This window comes from Aliisedimentitalea sp. MJ-SS2, from assembly GCF_032586155.1.
Taxonomy (GTDB): domain Bacteria; phylum Pseudomonadota; class Alphaproteobacteria; order Rhodobacterales; family Rhodobacteraceae; genus JAWHTC01.
This window is the reverse complement of record NZ_JAWHTC010000001.1, coordinates 166289-186566: the sequence shown is the minus strand read 5'-3', so window position 1 is coordinate 186566 and position 20278 is coordinate 166289. Positions and strand designations below refer to the sequence as shown.

The 20278-nt window shown below is 58.4% G+C and carries 19 protein-coding genes and 3 pseudogenes; 16 read left to right on the top strand and 6 right to left on the bottom strand.

Annotation, left to right across the window (positions count from 1 at the left end; translation table 11 throughout):
- Positions 1 to 165: 165 nt before the first annotated feature.
- From RXV86_RS00865 to RXV86_RS00850, 4 genes are all read left to right on the top strand, one after another.
- Entirely contained in the window at positions 166 to 1644 is a 1479-nt protein-coding gene (locus tag RXV86_RS00865; RefSeq protein ID WP_316296908.1) for an ABC transporter substrate-binding protein, read from the top strand.
- A 90-nt stretch (positions 1645 to 1734) separates the two neighbouring features.
- Positions 1735 to 2685 (top strand): ABC transporter permease, encoded by a 951-nt coding sequence (locus tag RXV86_RS00860; protein WP_316296907.1) that lies wholly within the window; start codon positions 1735 to 1737, stop codon positions 2683 to 2685.
- Positions 2682 to 3569 carry an ABC transporter permease gene (locus RXV86_RS00855; protein ID WP_316296906.1) on the top strand — a complete coding sequence of 296 codons (888 nt, stop codon included), beginning with the start codon at positions 2682 to 2684 and terminating at the stop codon, positions 3567 to 3569. The genes RXV86_RS00860 and RXV86_RS00855 overlap by 4 nt, the downstream gene beginning before the upstream one ends.
- Positions 3566 to 5602 (top strand): dipeptide ABC transporter ATP-binding protein, encoded by a 2037-nt coding sequence (locus RXV86_RS00850; protein ID WP_316296905.1) that lies wholly within the window; start codon positions 3566 to 3568, stop codon positions 5600 to 5602. Before RXV86_RS00855 ends, RXV86_RS00850 begins: the two co-directional genes overlap by 4 nt.
- A gap of 65 nt (positions 5603 to 5667) precedes the next feature.
- On the opposite strand, the gene RXV86_RS00845 is transcribed toward RXV86_RS00850, so the two are convergent.
- From RXV86_RS00845 to RXV86_RS00830, 4 genes are read right to left on the bottom strand one after another with little or no spacing between them, the layout of a single operon-like run.
- The gene (locus tag RXV86_RS00845; protein WP_316296904.1) at positions 5668 to 6792 is read right to left on the bottom strand and encodes a dimethylsulfoniopropionate demethylase; all 1125 of its coding nucleotides are present in this window, start codon (positions 6790 to 6792) and stop codon (positions 5668 to 5670) included.
- Complete coding sequence (locus tag RXV86_RS00840; RefSeq protein ID WP_316296903.1) at positions 6777 to 7112, bottom strand: hydroxyisourate hydrolase; 336 nt, start codon at positions 7110 to 7112, stop codon at positions 6777 to 6779. Before RXV86_RS00840 ends, RXV86_RS00845 begins: the two co-directional genes overlap by 16 nt.
- Positions 7112 to 8830 (bottom strand): thiamine pyrophosphate-binding protein, encoded by a 1719-nt coding sequence (locus RXV86_RS00835; RefSeq protein ID WP_316296902.1) that lies wholly within the window; start codon positions 8828 to 8830, stop codon positions 7112 to 7114. Before RXV86_RS00835 ends, RXV86_RS00840 begins: the two co-directional genes overlap by 1 nt.
- Positions 8831 to 8845: 15 nt before the next feature.
- On the bottom strand, positions 8846 to 10042 hold the full coding sequence (locus RXV86_RS00830) for an alpha-hydroxy acid oxidase (protein WP_316296901.1): 1197 nt from the start codon (positions 10040 to 10042) through the stop codon (positions 8846 to 8848).
- Positions 10043 to 10322: 280 nt separating this feature from the next.
- Between RXV86_RS00830 and RXV86_RS00825 the strand changes: the two genes are divergently transcribed.
- The 3 genes from RXV86_RS00825 to RXV86_RS00815 are packed head-to-tail and all read left to right on the top strand — an operon-like array spanning position 10323 to position 13185.
- A complete protein-coding gene (locus RXV86_RS00825; RefSeq protein WP_316296900.1) occupies positions 10323 to 11342 on the top strand; it encodes a TRAP transporter substrate-binding protein in 1020 nt (339 codons plus the stop codon).
- A 56-nt stretch (positions 11343 to 11398) separates the two neighbouring features.
- Positions 11399 to 11920, top strand: a complete 522-nt coding sequence (locus tag RXV86_RS00820; protein WP_316296899.1) for a TRAP transporter small permease subunit — start codon at positions 11399 to 11401, stop codon at positions 11918 to 11920.
- On the top strand, positions 11917 to 13185 hold the full coding sequence (locus RXV86_RS00815; protein ID WP_316296898.1) for a TRAP transporter large permease: 1269 nt from the start codon (positions 11917 to 11919) through the stop codon (positions 13183 to 13185). The genes RXV86_RS00820 and RXV86_RS00815 overlap by 4 nt, the downstream gene beginning before the upstream one ends.
- On the opposite strand, the gene RXV86_RS00810 is transcribed toward RXV86_RS00815, so the two are convergent.
- Positions 13178 to 14107, bottom strand: a complete 930-nt coding sequence (locus RXV86_RS00810) for a LysR family transcriptional regulator (RefSeq protein ID WP_316296897.1) — start codon at positions 14105 to 14107, stop codon at positions 13178 to 13180. The two genes, RXV86_RS00815 and RXV86_RS00810, sit on opposite strands and share 8 nt — an antisense overlap.
- A gap of 218 nt (positions 14108 to 14325) precedes the next feature.
- Between RXV86_RS00810 and RXV86_RS00805 the strand changes: the two genes are divergently transcribed.
- The 8 genes and pseudogenes from RXV86_RS00805 to RXV86_RS00775 form a co-directional block, all read left to right on the top strand.
- Entirely contained in the window at positions 14326 to 14670 is a 345-nt protein-coding gene (locus tag RXV86_RS00805) for a hypothetical protein (RefSeq protein WP_316296896.1), read from the top strand.
- Positions 14671 to 14687: 17 nt separating this feature from the next.
- Positions 14688 to 16037, top strand: coding sequence for a selenium-binding family protein (locus RXV86_RS00800; protein ID WP_316296895.1), 1350 nt, complete (start codon positions 14688 to 14690; stop codon positions 16035 to 16037).
- On the top strand, positions 16034 to 16390 hold the full coding sequence (locus RXV86_RS00795) for a 2Fe-2S iron-sulfur cluster-binding protein (RefSeq protein ID WP_316296894.1): 357 nt from the start codon (positions 16034 to 16036) through the stop codon (positions 16388 to 16390). Before RXV86_RS00800 ends, RXV86_RS00795 begins: the two co-directional genes overlap by 4 nt.
- Before the next feature lie 3 nt (positions 16391 to 16393).
- Positions 16394 to 16858, top strand: coding sequence for a CoA-binding protein (locus tag RXV86_RS00790; protein WP_316296893.1), 465 nt, complete (start codon positions 16394 to 16396; stop codon positions 16856 to 16858).
- Between the two features lie 790 nt (positions 16859 to 17648).
- A pseudogene (locus RXV86_RS00785) lies at positions 17649 to 17903 on the top strand (IS110 family transposase); the annotation flags it as partial.
- Positions 17897 to 17983: pseudogene (locus tag RXV86_RS00780) on the top strand (RidA family protein); the annotation flags it as partial. The pseudogenes RXV86_RS00785 and RXV86_RS00780, both read left to right, overlap by 7 nt.
- A 4-nt stretch (positions 17984 to 17987) precedes the next feature.
- Positions 17988 to 18074, top strand: coding sequence for a plasmid mobilization relaxosome protein MobC (mobC, locus tag RXV86_RS22040; RefSeq protein WP_367575553.1), 87 nt, complete (start codon positions 17988 to 17990; stop codon positions 18072 to 18074).
- A 125-nt stretch (positions 18075 to 18199) separates the two neighbouring features.
- Positions 18200 to 18499: pseudogene (locus RXV86_RS00775) on the top strand (IS3 family transposase); the annotation flags it as partial.
- A 61-nt stretch (positions 18500 to 18560) separates the two neighbouring features.
- On the opposite strand, the gene RXV86_RS00770 reads toward RXV86_RS00775, so the two are convergent.
- Complete coding sequence (locus RXV86_RS00770) at positions 18561 to 18986, bottom strand: AsnC family transcriptional regulator (protein WP_316296892.1); 426 nt, start codon at positions 18984 to 18986, stop codon at positions 18561 to 18563.
- Between the two features lie 95 nt (positions 18987 to 19081).
- Here RXV86_RS00770 and RXV86_RS00765 point away from each other — a divergent pair, with 95 nt between their 5' ends.
- A complete protein-coding gene (locus tag RXV86_RS00765; RefSeq protein WP_316296891.1) occupies positions 19082 to 20272 on the top strand; it encodes a pyridoxal phosphate-dependent aminotransferase in 1191 nt (396 codons plus the stop codon).
- Positions 20273 to 20278: the final 6 nt, after the last annotated feature.

Genomic DNA, 20278 nt, shown 5'->3' with positions numbered 1-20278 from the left:
AGGCCAACACTGAGTTGATGGGTGTCATCTCGGAATCCAAGGTGGATCAAAAAAATATCATCTATCGGAACACCGATTTGCGTTTGTCCCAAGACAGTTCGGGAGAAGAACATTTTTTGGAAGCGGCGCGATAACCGGCATCGCATCACTGGGAGGAAAACAAACATGAAAAGATTTCTAACGATGGCCGTTGCGTCAGCGATGATCGCTGGCATGGCAGCAGCCGAACCTTCAGGCACGTTCCGCCAGGCGCACGAACTTGGCTTTGGCGCGCAGTCCAGCCTTGATCCGATCTCGAAGGGGCGCGTGTTCCAGATCACCGAAAAAATCATGAACCGTCTGGTGCGCCCGGGCCTTGATGGCAAGCCTCAGGCGGATCTGGCAACAAGCTGGGAAGCCAACGAGGACGCCACCGTCTGGACCTTCAAACTTCGTGACGGCGTAAAGTTCCATGATGGCAGCACCTTCGAAGCTGCCGACGTGGTCTATTCGCTGAACCGCGTGCTGGACCCGGACAGCGACAGCCCTGCCCGCTCGGCGGTCAAGATGATCACCGGGGTCGAGGCGCTGGACAACATGACGGTTCAGATCACTCTGAACACGCCCTTTGCCGACATGCCGCTGCAGCTGATGGATTATCGTTTGCGGATGCTGAACGAAGGCTCGGGCGACACGATTGCCACCACCGGCAACGGCACCGGCCCGTTCAAGGTGGAAACCTTCGACGCCGAAGGCACGACCGTGCTGGTGGCCAACCCCGACTACTGGGAAGGCGCGCCCGGTGTGGCCCGCATGGAGGTGATCGGTATCGCCGATGGCCAGGCCCGGCTTCAGGCCCTTTTGGGCGGTCAGATCGACATGGAGCGCGGCATCACCGCGCAACAGCAGGTCATGCTGACCGGTTCGGACAGGTTCAACGTGCAGGTCATCCCGACCGGCAACTGGCGCGGGCTGGTGTTCCGCACCGATGTGGAACCCTTCAGCGACGTTCGGGTTCGCAAGGCCGTTCGCATGGCCGCCGACCGTGACGAGCTGGTGAAACTGGTTCTGGGCGGTCAGGGTGTTGTGGCCTGTGACGCGCCGGTTGAACCCAATGACCAGTACCGTGCCGATATGTCCTGTCCGCAGGATATCGAAGGCGCCAAGGCCCTGTTGGCCGAAGCGGGTTATTCCGATGGCATCGACATCGACGTGCATGTCTCGACCCTTGAACCCACATGGCCGACGCTGGCCGTGGCCTATCAGGAACAGGCCGCCGCAGCCGGTATCCGGGTGAATGTCGTGCAGGCCCCGACCGATGGGTATTGGTCCGAGGTCTGGATGAAAAAGGACGTTGCAGCGACCCGCTGGAACGAACGCCCGGCTGATCAGGCGCTGCACGAGATTTATCTTTCGACCGCCAAATGGAACGAAAGCTACTTCAAGGATGAAGCCTTTGATGCCATGCTGGCCGATGCCCGCCGCGAGCTGGATTTTGAGAAACGCAACGCGATTTACCAAGCGGCCCAGCAACACCTGTGGGAAAACGGCGGTACGCTGATCCCCTACACGGTGACCAAGCTGGTTGGCGTATCCTCGCGGGTGCACAATCTTGACCAGGTCAAGAACGACGCCGTGCGCTGGCACAAGATCACCGTAGACTGATCCAACGCAAACCGGGGCGCCGTTGTTGCACGGCGGCGCCCCTGACCAACTCAATTCCTTCAGCTCTCAGGTCCATCCGCCATGCTGCGCATGCTTCTTCGTCGTCTCTTTCTTGGTGCGGTAACGGTCGCGATCGTTTCGGTCATCATTTTCTCGGGCGTCGAACTGCTTCCGGGTGACTCCTGCACGGCCTTTCTTGAACGCGAGGCCAAGGGCAAGCTGCTCGAAAATTGTCGCGAGGCACAGGGTTTGAACCGTCCGGCGGTGGAACGCTATGTCGACTGGGCCGCGAGCGCGGTTCAGGGCGATCTGGGGGTCTCGGCCAACGGACAGAAAAGCATTTCCGAACTGGTGGGCAATCGCCTGAAGAACTCGCTTTTGCTGGCCGCCTGTTCGCTGGCACTGGGTGTGCCGCTGGCGATTTTCCTTGGGGTGGTGACGGGGCTTTGGCGCGACAGGCCGATTGACCTGACGCTGTCCACTCTGGCGATTTTCGCCATGACGATCCCCGAATTCGTATCCGCGACCGTGCTGATCCTGTTGTTTTCGGTCTGGCTGGGCTGGTTGCCGGGCATCGTGCTGACTCCGGCCCATGCCCCCGCGTCCCAGTTTTTCCCCGAAATCCTGCTGCCGGTGCTGGTGCTGACCATGGTCATGACCGCGCATATCCTGCGCATGGTCCGCTCATCGGTGATCGAGGTCATGGCCGGTGACTATGTTCAGATGGCGACGCTCAAGGGCGTGCCCTACTGGCGGATCGTTTTCCGCCATGCCTTGCCCAACGCCTTGCTGCCCGCGATCAACGTCGTGGCTCTGACCATCGCGTGGCTGTTGGGCGGCGTCGTGGTGATCGAGGTGGTGTTCAACTATCCCGGCCTCGGGCGGATGATGATCGATTCCATTTCCGATCGCGACCTGCCGGTGGTTCAGGCCATCGCCCTGATCGTTGCCACGGTCTATGTCGGCGTGAACCTCTCGGCCGACCTGTTGACGATGATCGCCAACCCGCGCTTGCGCACAATGCATATGAGGCGGAAATGAGCATCGCATCGGTTCCCAATCAGAGCACTCGTTTCGCCCGGTTCATTCTGGTCCTGCGGGACGTGATGTCCCGGCCATCGGGTGCCATCGGCCTGACACTTGTCGTGGCCCATCTGCTGCTGGCGCTGATCAGCCCGCTGATTGTTCCCTATGACTACAAGACCATGAACTCGGCCATGATGCTGACCGGTCCTGAAGGCGCCCATTGGCTGGGCACCGATCATCTGGGGCGTGACGTTTTCACCCGTGTTCTTCTTGGGGGTCGCGAGGCGCTTTTGGTCACCGGCGTCGCCACGCCAATCGCCGTGACATGGGGCGGGTTTGTCGGCATCTTCTTTGGCCTTGTCGGCGGCCGCATCGACGAGGTGATGATGCGGGTGGTCGATGCCTTCCTGTCGCTGCCGTGGATCCTGAAGATGCTGGTGCTGATCGTGACCTTCGGCACCGGTATCGAAGTTCTGATCCCGACGCTGGCGTTTTTCTACGGCATCCCGGTGATCCGCATCGCCCGCGCCGCCACCCATGACGTGGTGGCCCGCGATTTCGTCTCGGCGGCGCGCGCGCGTGGCCATGGCCGCATGACCATCATCCGGCGCGAGCTTTTGCCCAATGTGCTCGACACGCTGATGGTCGAGGGCGCCATGCGCTGGTCGTGGATGCTGTTGGCCTTTTCGTCGCTCTCGTTCCTTGGCTTCGGAGTGTCGCCGCCGACGCCCGACTGGGGCCTTATGATCGCCGACGCACGCGGGTTCATGTCCTTTGCGCCGTGGGGCGTTCTGGGCCCGGTGATTGCCCTGTCATCGCTGATTATCGGCATCAACCTGACCGCTGACGCGCTTGCCAAGGCGCTGGGCATCGATCGTGCACAGAAGGCGCCGGTATGACCACTCCCGTTATCGACATCCACAATATCTCGGTCGGGTTTACGGGCAAGTCCGGCGCCACGCTGCCGGTTCTTCGCAATATCGACCTGACGGTCGCCGAAGGGGAAAGCATCGGCATCGTCGGCGAAAGCGGTTCGGGCAAATCAACGCTGGCCCTGGCCGCCATGGGGTTTCTGAAACGCGGGTTGCGCCTGCTGGACGGGTCCGTGGCCTTTCGCGGACAGGACATGTTTTCGCGCACCCGCCCCGAACTGGAAAAAATTCGCGGCGGCGAACTGGCGCTGATCCCGCAGAACTCGGGGCAGTCGCTGACCCCGACCCTGCGGATCGGAGCCCAGCTGATCGAGGCGCTGCGGCTGCATTCCTCGGTGCCCGCATCCGAACATGTCGCCAAGGCGACCGAATTGCTGGGACAGGTGCGCCTGCCCGACCCCAAGGCGATCCTGTCGCGGTTCCCACACGAGCTGTCTGGCGGGCAACAACAACGCGTCGCCGTCGCGATGGCCCTGGCGGGTGAACCGCACGCGCTGCTGCTGGATGAACCCACCACCGGGCTCGATGTCACGACACAGGCGCATATCCTCGAGTTGCTGCGCGAGATTGCCCGCGAACGCGGCATGGCGATGGTCTATGTCAGCCATGATCTCGGGGCGATTGCCCGTGTCTGTGACCGGGTGGTGGTGATGTATGCCGGTGAAGTCGTGCTGGAAGGCACCACGCGGCAAGTGCTGAAAACTCCGGCGCATCCCTATGCGCGCGGGCTGCTGGCGTCGATCCCGCGCCTTGCCGATCAGCACCTGCCGGTGGCGCTGGATGGCCGTCCGCCGGCACCGGGTGGTGCGGGCGTAGGCTGTTCCTTTGTTGACCGATGCGCGCTGGCGCAAGACCGCTGCCGCTCGGAGCGTCCCGCTCTCGCCGCGCTCCCCGGCGGTGAGCGGGCACGCTGCTTTTACTCGGACAAGGCCGCCGAGCTGTCGTTGGCCGGAACCGGCGCCGTGCCTGTCGAGCTTCAGGCCGATGGGCCGCCCGCATTGCAATTGGGCGATCTTTCGATCAGCTATCACCAACCTGGGCTGTTCGACAAACTTCTGGGCCGCGCGGAAACGCGCGTCGCCACGGTCGATGATATCGACATCACCGTGCGCCGAGGTGAAACCCTCGGACTGGTCGGCGAAAGCGGTTCGGGCAAATCCACGATCCTCAAATCCGTGGCAGGGCTGTTGCCACCGGCGGGTGGCACGATCACCGTTGCCGGAGGCGAGGCTTTGGCCCCGGTGGTCGAAAACCGCCCGCCCGAGCACCTGCGCCGGATTCAGCTGATCTTTCAAAACCCCGATGACAGCCTGAACCCGCGTCAGACCATTGCCGAGATTCTGGAACAACCGCTGCGGCTCTATTTCGGCCTCACCGGACAGGCGCTGCATGATCGCAGCGTCGAGATCCTGAACCGCGTTCGCCTGGGCGGGCACTACCTTGATCGCTTGCCCAGCCAGTTGTCGGGCGGCGAAAAACAGCGGGTCGCGATTGCCCGCGCCTTTGCCGCCGATCCCGAACTTGTGCTTTGCGACGAGGTGACCTCGGCGCTGGACGTTTCGGTGCAGGCTGCCGTTCTGGACCTGCTCAACGAGCTGAAGGAAAAACAGGGCACCACCTATGTTTTCGTCAGCCACGATCTGGCCGTGGTCAAGGCGCTGTCGGACCGTGTCGCGGTGCTGTATCAGGGGCGGCTTTGTGAAATCGGGCCATCCGATCAGGTCTATGCCACGCCGTCGCATCCTTATACCGAGGTTCTGTTGGGCGCGGTTCTGGAACCCGACCCCGACACTGCGCCGACCCTTGCGGCCGACGATGTCGTTGAGCTGTCCCCGCCTGCGCGCGGTTGCCCGTTCCAGCGACGTTGCCCGCGCAAGATTGGCAGCATTTGCGACACCGAAATTCCACCCTGGCACCGCTCAGCCGATGGCCACGCGATCCGCTGCCATCACGGGATCGACGAACTGGCAGTGGCACAGGCGATACAGGCCGCCGAATGATGGCGACCGGGAAACTTGACCTGCCCGCGAAAAACTGGGCCGGTCTGTGCGTCGCCGCCGATGCTTCAGGCGAACGGCAGGTCTGAGATTTCGCCGTCGCGGATCATGCCGTCCTGACTGACGACATGCACCCTTTGACCGGCCTTCCAGCAGCTCCGGGCAATCATCGACTGGCCGACGTTGCGTTTCAGCCGTGGCGACCAGATTGCCGAGGTGATCTGCCCCACTTGACTATCCCCCACCATAACAGGCCATGGTTTGGAACAGGTCGGACACGGGCCGCCATCAAAGGCAACTCCGCGGATCTGTTGCGTGACCCCGTCGGCCGCGATCTTCTGCAACGCCGCGCGGCCGATATAGTCGACCGATCCGTCGAGGCAGCAGAATTTTTCCAGCCCGATTTCCAGCGGATTATTGTCGCGCGTCATTTCGTTGCCATAGGAAAACAGCCCGCCTTCGATCCGTTCGATCAGGTTGGGGCAGCCGGGCGCGATGCCCAGCGGCTGACCTGCCTGCCAGATCGCATCCCACAGCGCCGCACCCAGGTGCCCGCCCTCCAGGTAAATCTCGAACCCGCCCTGGCGGGAATAGCCCGAGCGCGCGATAAGCTGACGGGTACCCGCAAAGTCGATCCAGCCATATTTGAAGAAACCAATGTCGCGGATGTGGTCGCCGAACAGCCCGGCCAGCAGGTCTTCGGCCCGCGGCCCCTGAATGGCGAGAGGCGAGACATCGGGTTCGCTGACGGACACGTCCATGCCACGCCCAAGGGCAAGGCCCATCGCGTAAAGCAGCACGTCGCTGTCGGCGATGGACAGCCAGAACCGGTCCTCTGCCAGTTTCAGCAAAACCGGATCATTGATCAGCCCGGCATTCGCATCGATGATCGGAACATACAGGCAATCGCCCACCTTTGCCCTGCCAATGTCGCGGGGGGTCATCCATTGCACAAGTGAGGCGGCATCCGGACCTTCGATCTGCACCTGTCGCTGGCACGAGACATCCCAGATCTGAACATGCTCGCGCAGGTGCCAGTAGTCTTCTTCGACGCTGGTTTGAAACGCCTTGGGCAGCAGCATGTGGTTGACCACGGAAAACCCGCGCACACCCACCTGTTCGAACCGATCGGTATAGGGCGTGCGCCGGATACGACGCGACATGTTGAGCCCGTCCATCAGGCGGACGTCCACATCGAATAGGAATTTGGGTTCAGGATCACCGGCATGTGGTACTTGCCAGCCGGGTCAGACATGGCAAAACGCAAGGCGATCTGAGTGACCGTGGCGGGCATGTTGCGTGCTGCCCAATAGCCAGCGATGTCAAAGACCAGTTCATACATAGCGTCAGGGTCAATGACCTCTGCTTCGATGTCTTGCGACAATCGGCCCCCCTCGTCCATCCGCGCGCTAAGGAGCAGGGCACCTGTGTTCAAATTGGTCAATGTGACAGGGATACCGCCCGCATGGGTGCCATCACTGCCGTTCAGAGTATGCGAAGTAAGCGTTGCCATTATTCAATCGATGCCTTGTCCCGCTTGTCGGATGTTGCTGCCACAATCGGGCTGATGACGCCGCGACATTTCACGTTCACAATCGCAGTTTTGCCGCTGGCCATCGCCCGTTGCAAGGCGGGCGCAAGCTGGTCACGGGTTTCAACAAGTTCACCATGCCCGCCCAGACCTTCGCACATTGCGTGAAACGGGATGTCACGAAAATCGGTGGCAAAGTGCTGACCGTTGGCAAACAGGCGTTCCTGTTGCTGGCTGATACAATCCAGCCCGCCATTGTTGTCGATGACGATGGTAATCGGCAGATTGTCCTGAAACGCGGATTCAATCGAAAGGCCACCTGACAAAAACGCCCCGTCGCCCGAGATAACAACCACATTGCGGTCCGGGTGCAGCGCCTTGGCAGACACCCCGAAAGACACGCCAACCCCCAGCAGAGAATAATTGCCGGGATGCATGATGCCGCCCAGCTTCTGGCCGCGCCATCCGGCCATGTTCACCGCGATTTCCGACCAGAAATGGGTGTTGCCGCCGTCAAAAATCAGCCAGTCATCTTCGCCCATCTGTTCCTGCACATCCAGCGACAGTTGCAGCGGATGCATCTTGCCGGGTTTGGCGCTTTCGGCTTGGATGTGGGCGTACCATTCATCGACCCAAGCCGCGCGGCGTTCGCGCTGAAGATCAAACCACGCGGGCCATGTCTTACCCACGTCGTTCAGTGCTTCAAGGAAGGCGCCGGGGTCAGACAACAACACCTCATCAGCGGCTTGGTTGTATTCCAGTTCCTCATGGCTGCCGTTGATACAGATCAGCGTCTGCTCTGTGGTAAAGAATGGCGGGTTGCCAAAGTTCATCTGGTTGTCCAGGCGCCCGCCGATCATCAGCACCAGATCGGCCTCGTGAATGGCGGGTTTGGAGGGGTGGTATTGGTGGAAGTCGGCCAGACCCATATAGGCCTCGCATTCTTCGCCCAACAGTTTGGAATGGTAGGGGACGTTGAAGATCGGTAAACGCAGCGCTTTTCCAACGGCTTCCAGAGTGTCCTCGGATTTGGACCACCAGACACCATGTCCTCCGATAATGACGGGGCGCTCTGCGCGTTTCACCTTCTCCAGAACCACCGCCAAGGCCGCCGGATCGGGCCACGCGCGCGGGGTTGGGCGATCCGTGCGGTTGAACGGGCGCTCGTCCAGCCCGGCATCAGGCGCAAACGACGAAAACATGATGTCCACCGGTAAAGAGATGTGGACAGGGCCGGGATAGCCGGTTGTCGCGGCGGTCCATGCGCGGTTCACGAACTCACTGATCCGTTCTCCATCCGTAATCTGGACCGAGTATTTGACCAGCGGGGCGGCAATGGCGACATCGTCGATCTCTTTGAATCCGCCGGCCCCCTGACGCTTGAGCGTGGACGATCCGGTGACAAAAATGACAGGGCTGCGTTCTCCACCAGCCTCCAGCATCGCAGGCACGGCGTTGGCAAACCCTTCGGGCCCCACAAGACAGACCACAGGTTTGCGGGTGATGCGGGCATGACCATCCGCCAGGTGCCCCGCGATCTGTTCATGCGGTGTGTTGATGACGGGCATCTGACATTCCATGAACCCTTCAAGTGCCGGATTGCAGAAGCCACCCGCCAACGTGAAGACGTGGTCCACGCCTTTTTCCTTGAGGGCACGGGCCAGCAGGGCGCCACCTCTGATCGTCTTTGGATCCGTCATCTGATTTCTCTCACTTCAGGTTTTGGCGGCGAGCCGCAAGGCAGCCTGTGTTCTTGTTTCCGAGTGTCCGGTTTCGCTCGCAGTGTTTTCGAAAATGACGTCGGGACCAAGCTGGTCAATTGACGTGATGCCCAGTTGTGCCATCACGACACCGATATCCGCTGCAAAACACTTGAGCAGAGCGTTCAGCCCGACCGCACCCTCAGCCCCCAAGGCAAACAGGGTTGGGCGACCTATCATGACAAAATCAGCCCCAAGCGCGAGTGCCTTGATCATGTCTTCACCATTGCGAATGCCGCTGTCGAACAGCAGTGGAAAATCCGGGCCAACGGCATCGCGGATCAAAGGCAAAAGCCAGATTGCGGGTGGCACGCTGTCCAGCTGGCGACCGCCATGGTTTGAGACATATATTGCATCAATGCCCAGACCGCGGATCCGGCTTGCATCCGTTGGGGATGTTACACCTTTGACGACCAGTTTGCCCGGCCATTTATCTCGCAAGACTTCCAGAAACGCCCAGTCTGCGCCAGACCGGCTGGCGCCCCGATCAAAGGTGTTGCTGCCATTGCCGTCGGTAAAGTTCATCGGACGCGGGGTACCTGCGGCCAGCGTGCTCATGGACCATCGCGGATGTGATGCAAAGTCAAAAAAGGCTTGAGGCGTCATTGCGAACGGGACCGTGAAACCGTTGCGCAGATCGCGCACCCTTCGAGAGACTTGCGGCACATCCACAGTCAGAACGAGGGTGTCATAACCGGCCATCAGGGCGCGCTCCACCATCGCCAAAGACGCCTCTCTCGAGGCCCCGAAGTAGAGCTGAAACCACGCATGTGATCCTGCCATACGCGCCATATCCTCGATCGAGGTGGATGCCGCAGAGGACAGGCACAACGGGAAACCCATTGCCTTTGCGGCATTGGCCATTGATTTATCTGCCTTTGGATGAACAAGATTACACATGCCCATGGGGGCGATCCCAAAGGGCACCTTGTAAGATTGCCCCATCAATGTGGTGGCCGAAGAACACTGCGCAACATCCGCCATTACCCGCGGTTGCAGCATGACGTTATCGAATTGAGACACATTACGTGCAGCGCCAATTTCGCGCCCCGCAGCCCCATCGACGAAGTCGAAGACCAGACGTGGCAAGCGCCGCCTTGCGAGCCGCCGCGCGTCTTCGGTCGAGTATATTCTGCTTTTGTGCTGAGTCATGCGTTCGAACGCCTCGGGGATTCATTAGACCTTCCCCAGACTACAAAGAGTTAAACCGCGCCGACCAATCGAAAAATGTCTCGAACTCATACGCAAGACGTATGCCAGCGCAAATTCATAGATGTTTTGCATGAGTCCCATCAGGGATTCAATTAGTCAAAACTTCTAACCTGAGACTAGCTTTGTTGCAGGCGTGGACCGCTTTGTGAAACTTGTCCGCGCTTCGCGCTTGAAATTTTGCAGCAATGGCAAAACCGCGCGCATCGTTTGGGAGGACGTAGTGACATTTCTGAAATCAACACGGACGATCAAAAAGAGTTGCGCCGTATTCGGGGCAGCCGCATCAATGATGCTCGCGGGAGTAGCGAGCGCACAAGAATACACAGCGCGGCTTTCGGTCCACTGGGGGCCAAAGCACCACAGTGCAGTGCACGCCAAGATGTTTGCCGATGAGGTAAACAAACGGGCCGAAGGGCGTTTGCAGATTGACTATTTCCCATCGGGACAGTTGTTCGGCATTCGTGAACAGCTTGGTGCTGTCACGTCGGGTGCGGTTGAGATGGGCGGTATTGTTGGGGTGGTTTCCTTTCCGCCGATCAACAAGAATTACAACGTCGTGTCCTTTACGGGTCTGTTTGACAGCTATGATGAACAACGCGCCTTTTTCACAGATGACCCGGCCGGGCAAAGGGTTTGGGCGGACATCACCCAGAAGTCTGACTCAGTTGTTTTGATGTACGATCCGGTTGGACCGGTCATGACCTTCAGCACCCAGGAATTGAATGGTATCGATTCAATGGCTGGCCTGAAAGCCCGCGCGCTTATCGGCGCAGAACGCCCTATGTGGGAGGCTTTGGGCGCCAATACCGTATCCATGCCCACTGGAGAGGTCTATTCCGGTCTGCAAACCGGAATGATTGACACCATCAACAGCCCTCCGGGGTCCATTCAGGCCTTCAGTTGGTGGGAATACCTGACCCATGGGCAAAAGCCGTACCAGTATTATGCGGACGCCTACATCATGGCGAACAAGACATGGTTTGACGGGCTGCCTGAGGATCTGCAGCAATTGTTGATCGAGGTAGGGCAGGAAGTCGGCACAATCTCGACCAATGAAATCCTGCGGACAGGCGAGGCCACCCTCACCGCATTTCAGGAGCGTGGCGGCGTTGTCACAACACTTGAGGGCGCGGAAAAAGCCAAGTTCGACGCGCTAATGAAAGACAAAGTACAGCCAGCGATTGCAGACAAGCTGGACGCTGATGTTCTTCAAGCCGCACAGGCATTTGCTGCTGATTGATCAAAACTTCTCCCTGCCCCTCGGGGCGGGGACCTCACGTTGGCGGAACACATTTCATGAAATTGATCCTACGCCTTCTGCGCGCCGTTAATGCTGGGTTTGAGGCAGTGACAGCCGTCACCTCCTCAGCAATTGCCGCGGTGATGGTCTTGGCACTGACCTTCAGTGCCGTGACCCGCTATGTCAGCGGCACCGGGTACGACTGGTTCATCGAACTGCCGCCAGCTTTGGTTCCGTGGCTGGTGTTCCCTTTGCTGGGGCCGTTGTTGCGCTCGGGCGCGCATATCCAGGTGGATCTGGTGCCAAACTTCCTGCACGGTCGCGGACTTTTGTTGCTTCAACTCTTTGTCTACGCGGTCATGCTTGTCGGAGCGATCATCTTTTTTCTGGCAGGCAATGAGGCCGTCGCGCTGTTCCGCCGGCTGGGACAATTGATGGAACTGGAAATCGAACTGCCGATCTGGTGGATGTATCTGGCATTTCCGACTGGGTTTTTCATCCTCGCACTCTTTGCCTTGGAACTGCTGTTGGAAACGATCGTCCGATTGTTTGCGCCGGCACAGGAGGTGGCGGCATGAACGCCGTTGCCAGCATCCTGTCTGCTCTGCTGCTCCTGTTGTCCGTGCCGATCTTCATGGTCTTCGGACTCGGGAGTGCGACAACCGCGATCTGGGGAATGAACCTGCCCTGGTCGACGCTGATACAGGTCTCATTCGGGTCGATGACCAAACATGTGCTGATTGCGGTGCCTCTGTTTATCTTCACTGGAATGGTGATGCTGCGTGGCGGCGCAGCAGCCCGTCTGGTGCATTTTGCCACGACACTCGTGGGGCACTGGCCCGGGGGCCTGGGGATCGCGATGGTTCTCGCCATGGGTTTTTTCGCGGCCTTCTGCGGATCAATCCTGGCGGCGATTACCGCTGTCGGCACAATCATGATCCCGCAGATGGTGCAACAGGGCTACCCCAAACCTTTTGTGATTGTGCTGGCCGCCTCTGCCGCGTTTCTTGAGGCGCTTATCCCACCCTCAAACGCCGCCATCCTCTTCAGCGCGCTGACAGATGTGCCGGTCTCGCGTACCTTCGCTGCCGGTTTCGTTCCGGGGCTGGTCTTGCTGGTGCTGTTGTCGCTTGTCGTGACCTGGCGCTGCCGCCATCTGCGCAACCCAAAGCGCGCCACTGCCGGTGACCGGATCCGCGCATTCTGGTTCGCTCTGCCAGGCCTGTTCACGCCGGTGATCATCTTGGGGGGCATCTATGCTGGCCTTCTGACCCCTTCGGAATCCGCCGCCGTTGCCGGTATCTGGGCCATTTTTATCGGCATTTTTGCGTACCGGGAACTGACGCTCAAAGGCGTACTGCTGGCGCTGCATGAAACGGCCCGCATCACAGCAGTGATCTTTGCGATTATCGCCATGGCGACCTTCCTCAGCGTGGTGCTGACCTATTCACAGACCCCGCAGAAAATCATTTCATATTTCACCGAGATGGGTGGCTCGCCGCTGGCCTTCTGGCTGGCTGTTGCGGTGATCTGTCTGATCCTTGGCACATTCGTCGAGATTGTGCCGGTGTTCTATTTGACGGTGCCGATCTTTGCCGCATTGGCGGTGTCGCTGGATCAGGACATCCTGCATCTCTACATCGTCTTTGTGGCATTTGCCGGCATCGGGATGATCACGCCACCGGTCTGCGTCGGCATCTACACAGCGGCGGGCGTCGCCAAAGAAAGCCCCGAGAAAGCCTTCCGAGAAGTGCCGCTGTTCGCCGGCGTCGGGATCATTTTCGGAATTCTGATGATTGCTTTCCCACAGGCAGCAACATGGTTGCCGGATTTGCTCAACTGACCGCGGCGCTCAGCTTTTCCAGCTTGTCCACCCGCAGTTGCAGTTGCTGGCCAAACAGGTCGACAAACTTCAACGCCTCGCGCGACATCTCTTCGCGGCGGGCGGCAACAACAGCGACAAAATAGGTCAGCTTCTGCTTGATGGGTCGAAACACCACGCCACCCATGCGCACGGCCTGTTCTGCTGAAAACGGGTCGGCAATGGCCAGCACCGAGGCTTCGCGCACCAACGCGCCCGCCAAGGGCATGTTGGCGACGGAAAGACGCGACCGGGCACGCAGCTTGTCCGATAGCTCAGGGTCAATCGACATCATTGAATCGGGATAGCTTGCGCCAAAGGTGACAAACGTCTCTTTCTTGGCAAGTTCTTCAAGATCGACGGGCCCGTAGTCACCCGCTAGCGGGTGATCTTCCGGCATCAGGCAAACATAGGCGACCGATGTCTGATACAGAACTTCGACCCCCGCATAATCCGGCTCGCGCCCAACGATTCCCAGATCAATCTGGCGCATCTGAACGGCGTCCAGAATTGCAGGCGTATTGCGGGATTGAACGACAAATTCGATGTCCGGGTTTTCGTGGTAGAGGCGGCTGATCGCCTTGGGCAGCTCAATCGTCGCTATGGACTGGATCGCTCCGATGGAGATTGTGCCACCTTGGGAGGTGCGAATGGACTTGGCCAGATCCTGCAAACGGTCGATGCCCACGAACATGCCTTCGACACCTTCATAGAAATGCCGCCCTTCCACCGTCGGGGTCAGACCCCGCCCGACCCGAACAAACAATGGAAACCCGGCTGAATGCTCTAGATCGGCGATGAGCCTGCTGACACTGGGCTGTGAGATATGCATCATCTTTGCGGCTTCGGTGATGGAACCACAGCGGATGGTTGCTCTGAATGCCTCTAGTTGACGTAGATTCATTGACGGAAAGCCTCTCGGGTTTTCTATGGATTACCCTAGTTCATATCTCTTGCCTCTGTATAGGTTGGGGCTTCACATCTGCCTTATGTATGGGTGCATCTACTAATTCGATTGGCTGTGGCACAGGCGTTTTTCTAAACTCCTGCCGGAACTCATGCGCGTTCCAATCGATTGGCCGGTATTTGATGACAGAACTTGACCTTCTCCGTTCACCCCGGATGGACGACGACCTTGAAAGGCCAAGCGACGCGTGCCGGCACCGCTATGACCGCGAATGCGCGCTGCACTACGAGGAATGGGAAGCGAAAGGTTCGGTTCGCTGTCCTCTTTGCAAAAAGGCGGGCGAGATGGCGTTGTTGAAACGGTTGCATTCTGTAATCATTGATCTTTGGAAGGCCTGCGAGGTGCCTGTGAGCGTCACCGTTGCAAATGGCTATGGTTTTTGCGCAGGTCGTGATCGAAAAGAACTGACTGCAGTGCGCGCACTGGCCGAGAAGGACCGCGCATGTGTTGAAAAACGCGAACCAAATTGGCGGCCCCATTTGGCCGGCATGCGCGGATAACTATTGGAGGATAACGGATGGAATGTTGTGGCCCTGGCTATGCCTCGCCTGCCGATGCGATCAAAGCGCCGTGTGAAAAGCTGCTTTATACGATTGCCATTTACACTGGGACGGGCATTCAAAAACCCGACTATCTGGCGACGGTGGATGTTGATCCCGACAGCCCGACCTATTCTGAGGTCATCCACCGTTTGGAAATGCCGGGCACTGGCGATGAGCTGCACCACATGGGCTGGAATGCCTGTTCGTCGTGTTTCGACGATGGCTCCATGTCACGCAAATACCTGCTATTGCCCGGCGTGCGGTCCAACAACATTCATATCGTGGACACCGCCACGGACCCGCGCGCGCCGCGTCTGCATAAGGTTATTGATGGGGCCGAGATTAAGTCCAAAACCAATCTGAGCGGGCCCCATACGGTGCATTGTCTGGGCTCTGAAATCATCATCTCGATGCTGGGCGACGCCAAGGGCGAAGCGCCGGGCGGCTATCTGCATCTGAACAAGGAATTCGAGATCCAGGGCCGCTGGGAAAACTCGATGGGTGACATCAAGTTCGGCTATGATTTCTGGTACCAGCCACGCCACAACATCATGGTCAGCTCTGAATGGGCCGCCCCCAACACCTTCATGCCGGGGTTTGATCTGGAAGAAGTTGGTCACCTGAAATACGGCCGCGAGCTGCATTTTTGGGACTTTGAGAAGAAGGTGCCGATTGAGACCATGTATCTGGGCGAAGATGGCTTGCTGCCTTTGGAGGTCAAATTCCACCATGATCCTGACAGCACCCACGGGTTCTGCGGGGCGGCTTTGTCTTCGAATGTCATTCACTGGTGGAAGGACGACGCGGGTAAATGGCAGTGGGAAAAGATCATCGACGTAGAGAATGAGCCACATCCTGAATGGCCCATTCCCGTGCCCGGTGTGATGTCAGCAATCCTTGTATCGATGGATGACAAATATCTCTATCTTAACAACTGGCTGCATGGCGACATGCGCCAATACGACATCTCTGATCCGCATAATCCGGTGCTGACCGGTCAGGTCTGGATGGGTGGATTGCTGGGCAAGGCGCCTGAGGTAAACGGCGTCAAGATGGCCGGCGGGCCGCAGATGTTTCAACTCTCGCTCGACGGCAAACGCCTCTATGTCACGACCTCGCTGTTCTCCACGTGGGACAACCAGTTCTACCCTGAAATCCGCGAACAGGGCGGTGTGATGGTGATGATTGACTGTGACCCGGTGAACGGCGGGATGAGCCTGAACAAAGAGTTCATCGTCGACTTTGGACAAGAACCAAATGGCCCAAGCCGTTGTCACGAGGCGCGCTATCCCGGCGGAGATTGTACAAGTGACATTTGGCTATGATCGTGACGATCGCCAATCGTGATGGCGCGACCTACGAGGTTGATCCACGCCGTCCGCTGTTGGACAGCTTGCGTGATCAAGGCGTCGATCTGCCCTTTGGCTGCAAATACGGCGGCTGCATCACCTGTGCGGCCAAGCTGACCTCCGGAAAGGTTGATCAACGTCGTCAGGTTGCGCTGAACAACCGGCAGATCAATGACGGCTACGTCATCCTGTGTGTCGCGCGCGCCGTTACGGACATAACGCTGGAAATCGGGGTGGAAAGCCACGACAGGCTGTATCGCAACCCGTTCCTCGACCCGCTGAAACCCCATGAACTCAAGGCGGATATCGCCACACCAAAGGAGGTCTGACCCATGCCTGCGACAGCAATGGACGAACTCTACGATTACGACCCTGCATATCTGGCCAACATCCTGAAATCGGTCAAAACCATTGCGATGGTGGGGGCAAGTGCCGACAAGACCAAATTCAGTTACGGCGTGCTGAGGGTGTTGCACGAGACAGGCTACGATATGATTCCGGTAAACCCTAACCCGAACCTGACAGAAATTCGCGGAATCAAGGTTTACCACAGTTTGGCCGAAATCGACCGGCCAGTTGATATGGTCGAAGTCTTCCGCCCAAAGGAAGAGTTTTTTGACATTGCCGAACAGGCCATCAAGATCGGTGCCAAAGTGCTCTGGGGTCAGATCGGGGTCTATGATGACAATGCAGCCAAATTGGCCGAGGATGCAGGCCTGCAGGTGGTCATGAACCGCTGCCCCAAAATCGAACTCTTTCGCCCCTTCTGGAAACCAAGGCTGGATCTCAAGATTTGACCGGGCGCGCAGTGAATGCGTGATGCTGTCCGGGCGCAATCGCCTTGGATCGGCCGAGGAACGCTGTGTTTTTGCGGCTTGGATCATTACCACCGTCTCACGCATGAGCGGCGCCTTTCGCGGTGTTCCAGATTGACCGCGCGCTCGCCTCCCAGTGCCCGATAAAAGCCGTTTGCTTTTGACCAGTTCAAGAACTGGCTGACGCTATCTACTTGGTCATTGTTTCGACCACGCGCGAACGATTGCAATGCCCGTTTGAGTGCCTGAAACCATGGTACCTTGGCAGGTAGGAAGATCACGGCGTTTGTGTTGGTTGAGCCAAGATTCGAGAAGTCCGCACAGTGTGAATTTGCGGTTTGAGAATTTCTGCACACTGCATGAATGGCCGCTTGTCACACCGTGCTGCAGCGACGAGAGTGATGCGATTGCAGCGAAAATCGCGCTGCGAGCGCGCGCAGCGAGAAAGTCGAATTCACGGGATGGGCTCGCAGCAGACCTTCGCTGCAAGCATAACGGAGGTCTGGAATGCGGGACTCTCCAGACATTGGCCTTTGGGCATGTTGCTGACGCAGCATCCGTTTGCATCTGCGGCACGTTCGATGTGGCAGCGCAGCGCAAATCACCGAAGCAGCCGCTCGACAGCGCGGATTTGGCTGAGACCGAAACTGTAGTTTCGCCGCAGCCTGGTCTGACAACTCAGACGCGGATGGGGTGGATGGCGCCTGCAGCCAACCGTCGCGCTTTGCGGCATACTGTAGAAGTCATCTTCTGACAGGAAAGGAACCCCACCATGGAAGTTACAACAGTTGGACTGGATCTTGGTAAGGACGTCTTCCAAGCTCACGGCATCACCGCAGACGGGGCGATTGTTTTCAATCGAACAATTCGACGCAAGCAGTTGCTTAAGTTCTTCGAGAAATTGCCGAGTTGCCTTGTCGGGAAAGAAGCCTGCGGGTCGGCCCATCACTGGGCGCGCGAGCTGACCGAAATTGGTCATGATGTGCGGCTCATGCCTGCGGCCTATGTCAAACCGTATGTCACGCGCCAGCCCGTGCCTGCGGCGAAGCCAAGCTAGCCCGTGCAGAACTTGGGGTCGAGTTTATAGTGGACGCGGCCTACGATTGATCTGTTGCGGGTATCGGCTTCGCTCAATCGCACCGGCAACAACGTCAACCAGATTGCGCGGCGCTTGAACGAGGCGAGCGGTGTGCTGTAAGCGAAGTGCTGCGATTTTGTAGATTGGCGCACCTGTCATCAGATTGGGACCTTCTCAATCTGATGACAGGAGGTTCCGATGGTGGAACATTATGTACCCGCGCTGCGCAAGTGCTTTCTCGAAGACATGCGGACCGCGGGGCTCAATACCTGTCGATCAAGTATTCCGAGCGCCTTGACGAGGCGAAGGTCGGTGCCTCGGTCGGCAGTAGCGGGGACAGTTACGATAACGCCCTCTACAAGGCTGAGGTCATCGAACACGAAGGCCCGTGGAGTGGCAAGAAAGACGTGGAAATGGCAACCCTCAATTGGGTCTATTGGTGCAACGAAAAGCGCCTCTTCGGCCCGCTCGGGTATATCTCACCCGCACCAGCAGAAAGGAACTTCTACAACGCAGATTGCGCAGCTAAGATCGCCGTAGAATGACAAACTCAAACGTCTCCGGTAAACTCGGTCTGGTTCAGTAACCATAGAAGCCGGTAGTCGTTTAGAACTCTTTGGAGAGAGCCATGATCGTCTCGGTACGCTTGACACCATCGATTTTATAGATCTGCTCCAGCACGAGATTCAGACGCGGCTTTTCGATGGGATTGATGAGCAGCGCGAAGTCGTGGTCTCCTACGACTCTTAGACAACTTGCAACCTCTGGAATGGTCGCAAATTCGCGTGCTGCTGCTTCCCCCTTGCTGCGGATTTCCATGTTTATCAGTACAATTGCCCCTATGCCGCCTGTTTCAACGGTCGAAGGTTCCTTGATTGTGTAGCCAAGAATCTGCTGAGTTTGCTCCAGTCTTGAAAGCCTTGCCTGCACCGCAGTGCGCGAACGGCCAACCTTCCTCGAAAGATCGGTGACGGGCACACGCGAGTCCCTGCGCAGTGCTTCAAGTATTTGCTCGTCGATCTTATCACGCATTGATATCCAAGCCCGTCCCAAGTTGCAGATTGCCTAGTGTATAGGCATATTGCCTATGATTTCAATCGATTTAACAATCGACAGGACGGGCCGTTTTGACTGACATCTTCGTTATGGACAACGCAACACTATTGAGCTCGATTTCGTCCCGTGCGCGGGCTTTGGAAGCCTCCAAGATCCGCGAGGTTGCAGAGCTTGGCATGAAGCAAGACGGCGTGTTGCCGCTCTGGTTCGGTGAAGGCGCCTGGCCGACCAATTCACTGATTGTGGACGCTGCAATTGCCGCGCTCAAGGCCGGCAATCATATGTACCAGCCGAACAATGGCGCGATGGCGCTGCGGCAAGCGATTTGTGCTTATAGCAACGAACTTCTGGGCAGCCGTCTGAAACCGGCTCAGGTCACAGTCACCCCTTCCGGAATGCAAGGCCTCATGCTGACGGCTGAATTTCTTGTGACTCCCGGCGACCGGGTTATCGCAGTGGAGCCGGGCTGGCCCAATATCATCGGTGCTTTCAAGGCGACCGGTGCAGAGATTGCGAGCGTGGCAATCGTGCCGAAGGGCGGTCATTGGGCGCTCGACGTGGAAGAGCTGATCGCGGCGCTGACACCGGGCACCAAAGCGGTGGTGATTAACTCGCCCAACAACCCCACCGGCTGGACCATGTCGGCCGAGGAGCAGCGTCTGGTGTTGGAGCATTGCCGCCGGCACGGCATCTGGATCGTTGCCGATGACGTTTATTCCCGGCTCTACCGCCATGGGCGTCACGCGCCCTCATTCCTGTCGATTGCAGAGCCTGAGGATCAGCTGATCTCTGTGAACTCGTTTTCAAAATGCTGGTCGATGACCGGATGGCGGCTTGGCTGGATCGTGGCTCCCGCCGCGTTCGAGGGGAAGCTGGGTCAGTTGACCGAGTTCAACACGTCCTGCACAGCCGGCTTTGTCCAGGAGGCGGGTATTGCAGCCCTGCGCGGCGGCGAAGAGGAAATTGCCAGCCTGTTGAGCAAAATCCAGGCAGGGTATGAAATCACTGCTGAGCGCCTCAACACCTTCTCGCGGGTGGAGTTCATTGAGCCTGATGGCGCCTTCTATTGCTTCTTTCGGGTTGACGGGCTGACCGATAGCTTCGCCGCGGCAGGTGAAATCCTTGAGCAAACCAAAGTCGGGCTGGCGCCCGGGGTGGCGTTCGGCCCCCAGGGGGAAGGTTATCTGCGGCTCTGCTACGCGCAACCTGCCGATGTTCTCGAAGAAGCCTTCGTGCGGCTCGAACCATTTCTTTCAAAGTGACGTCTA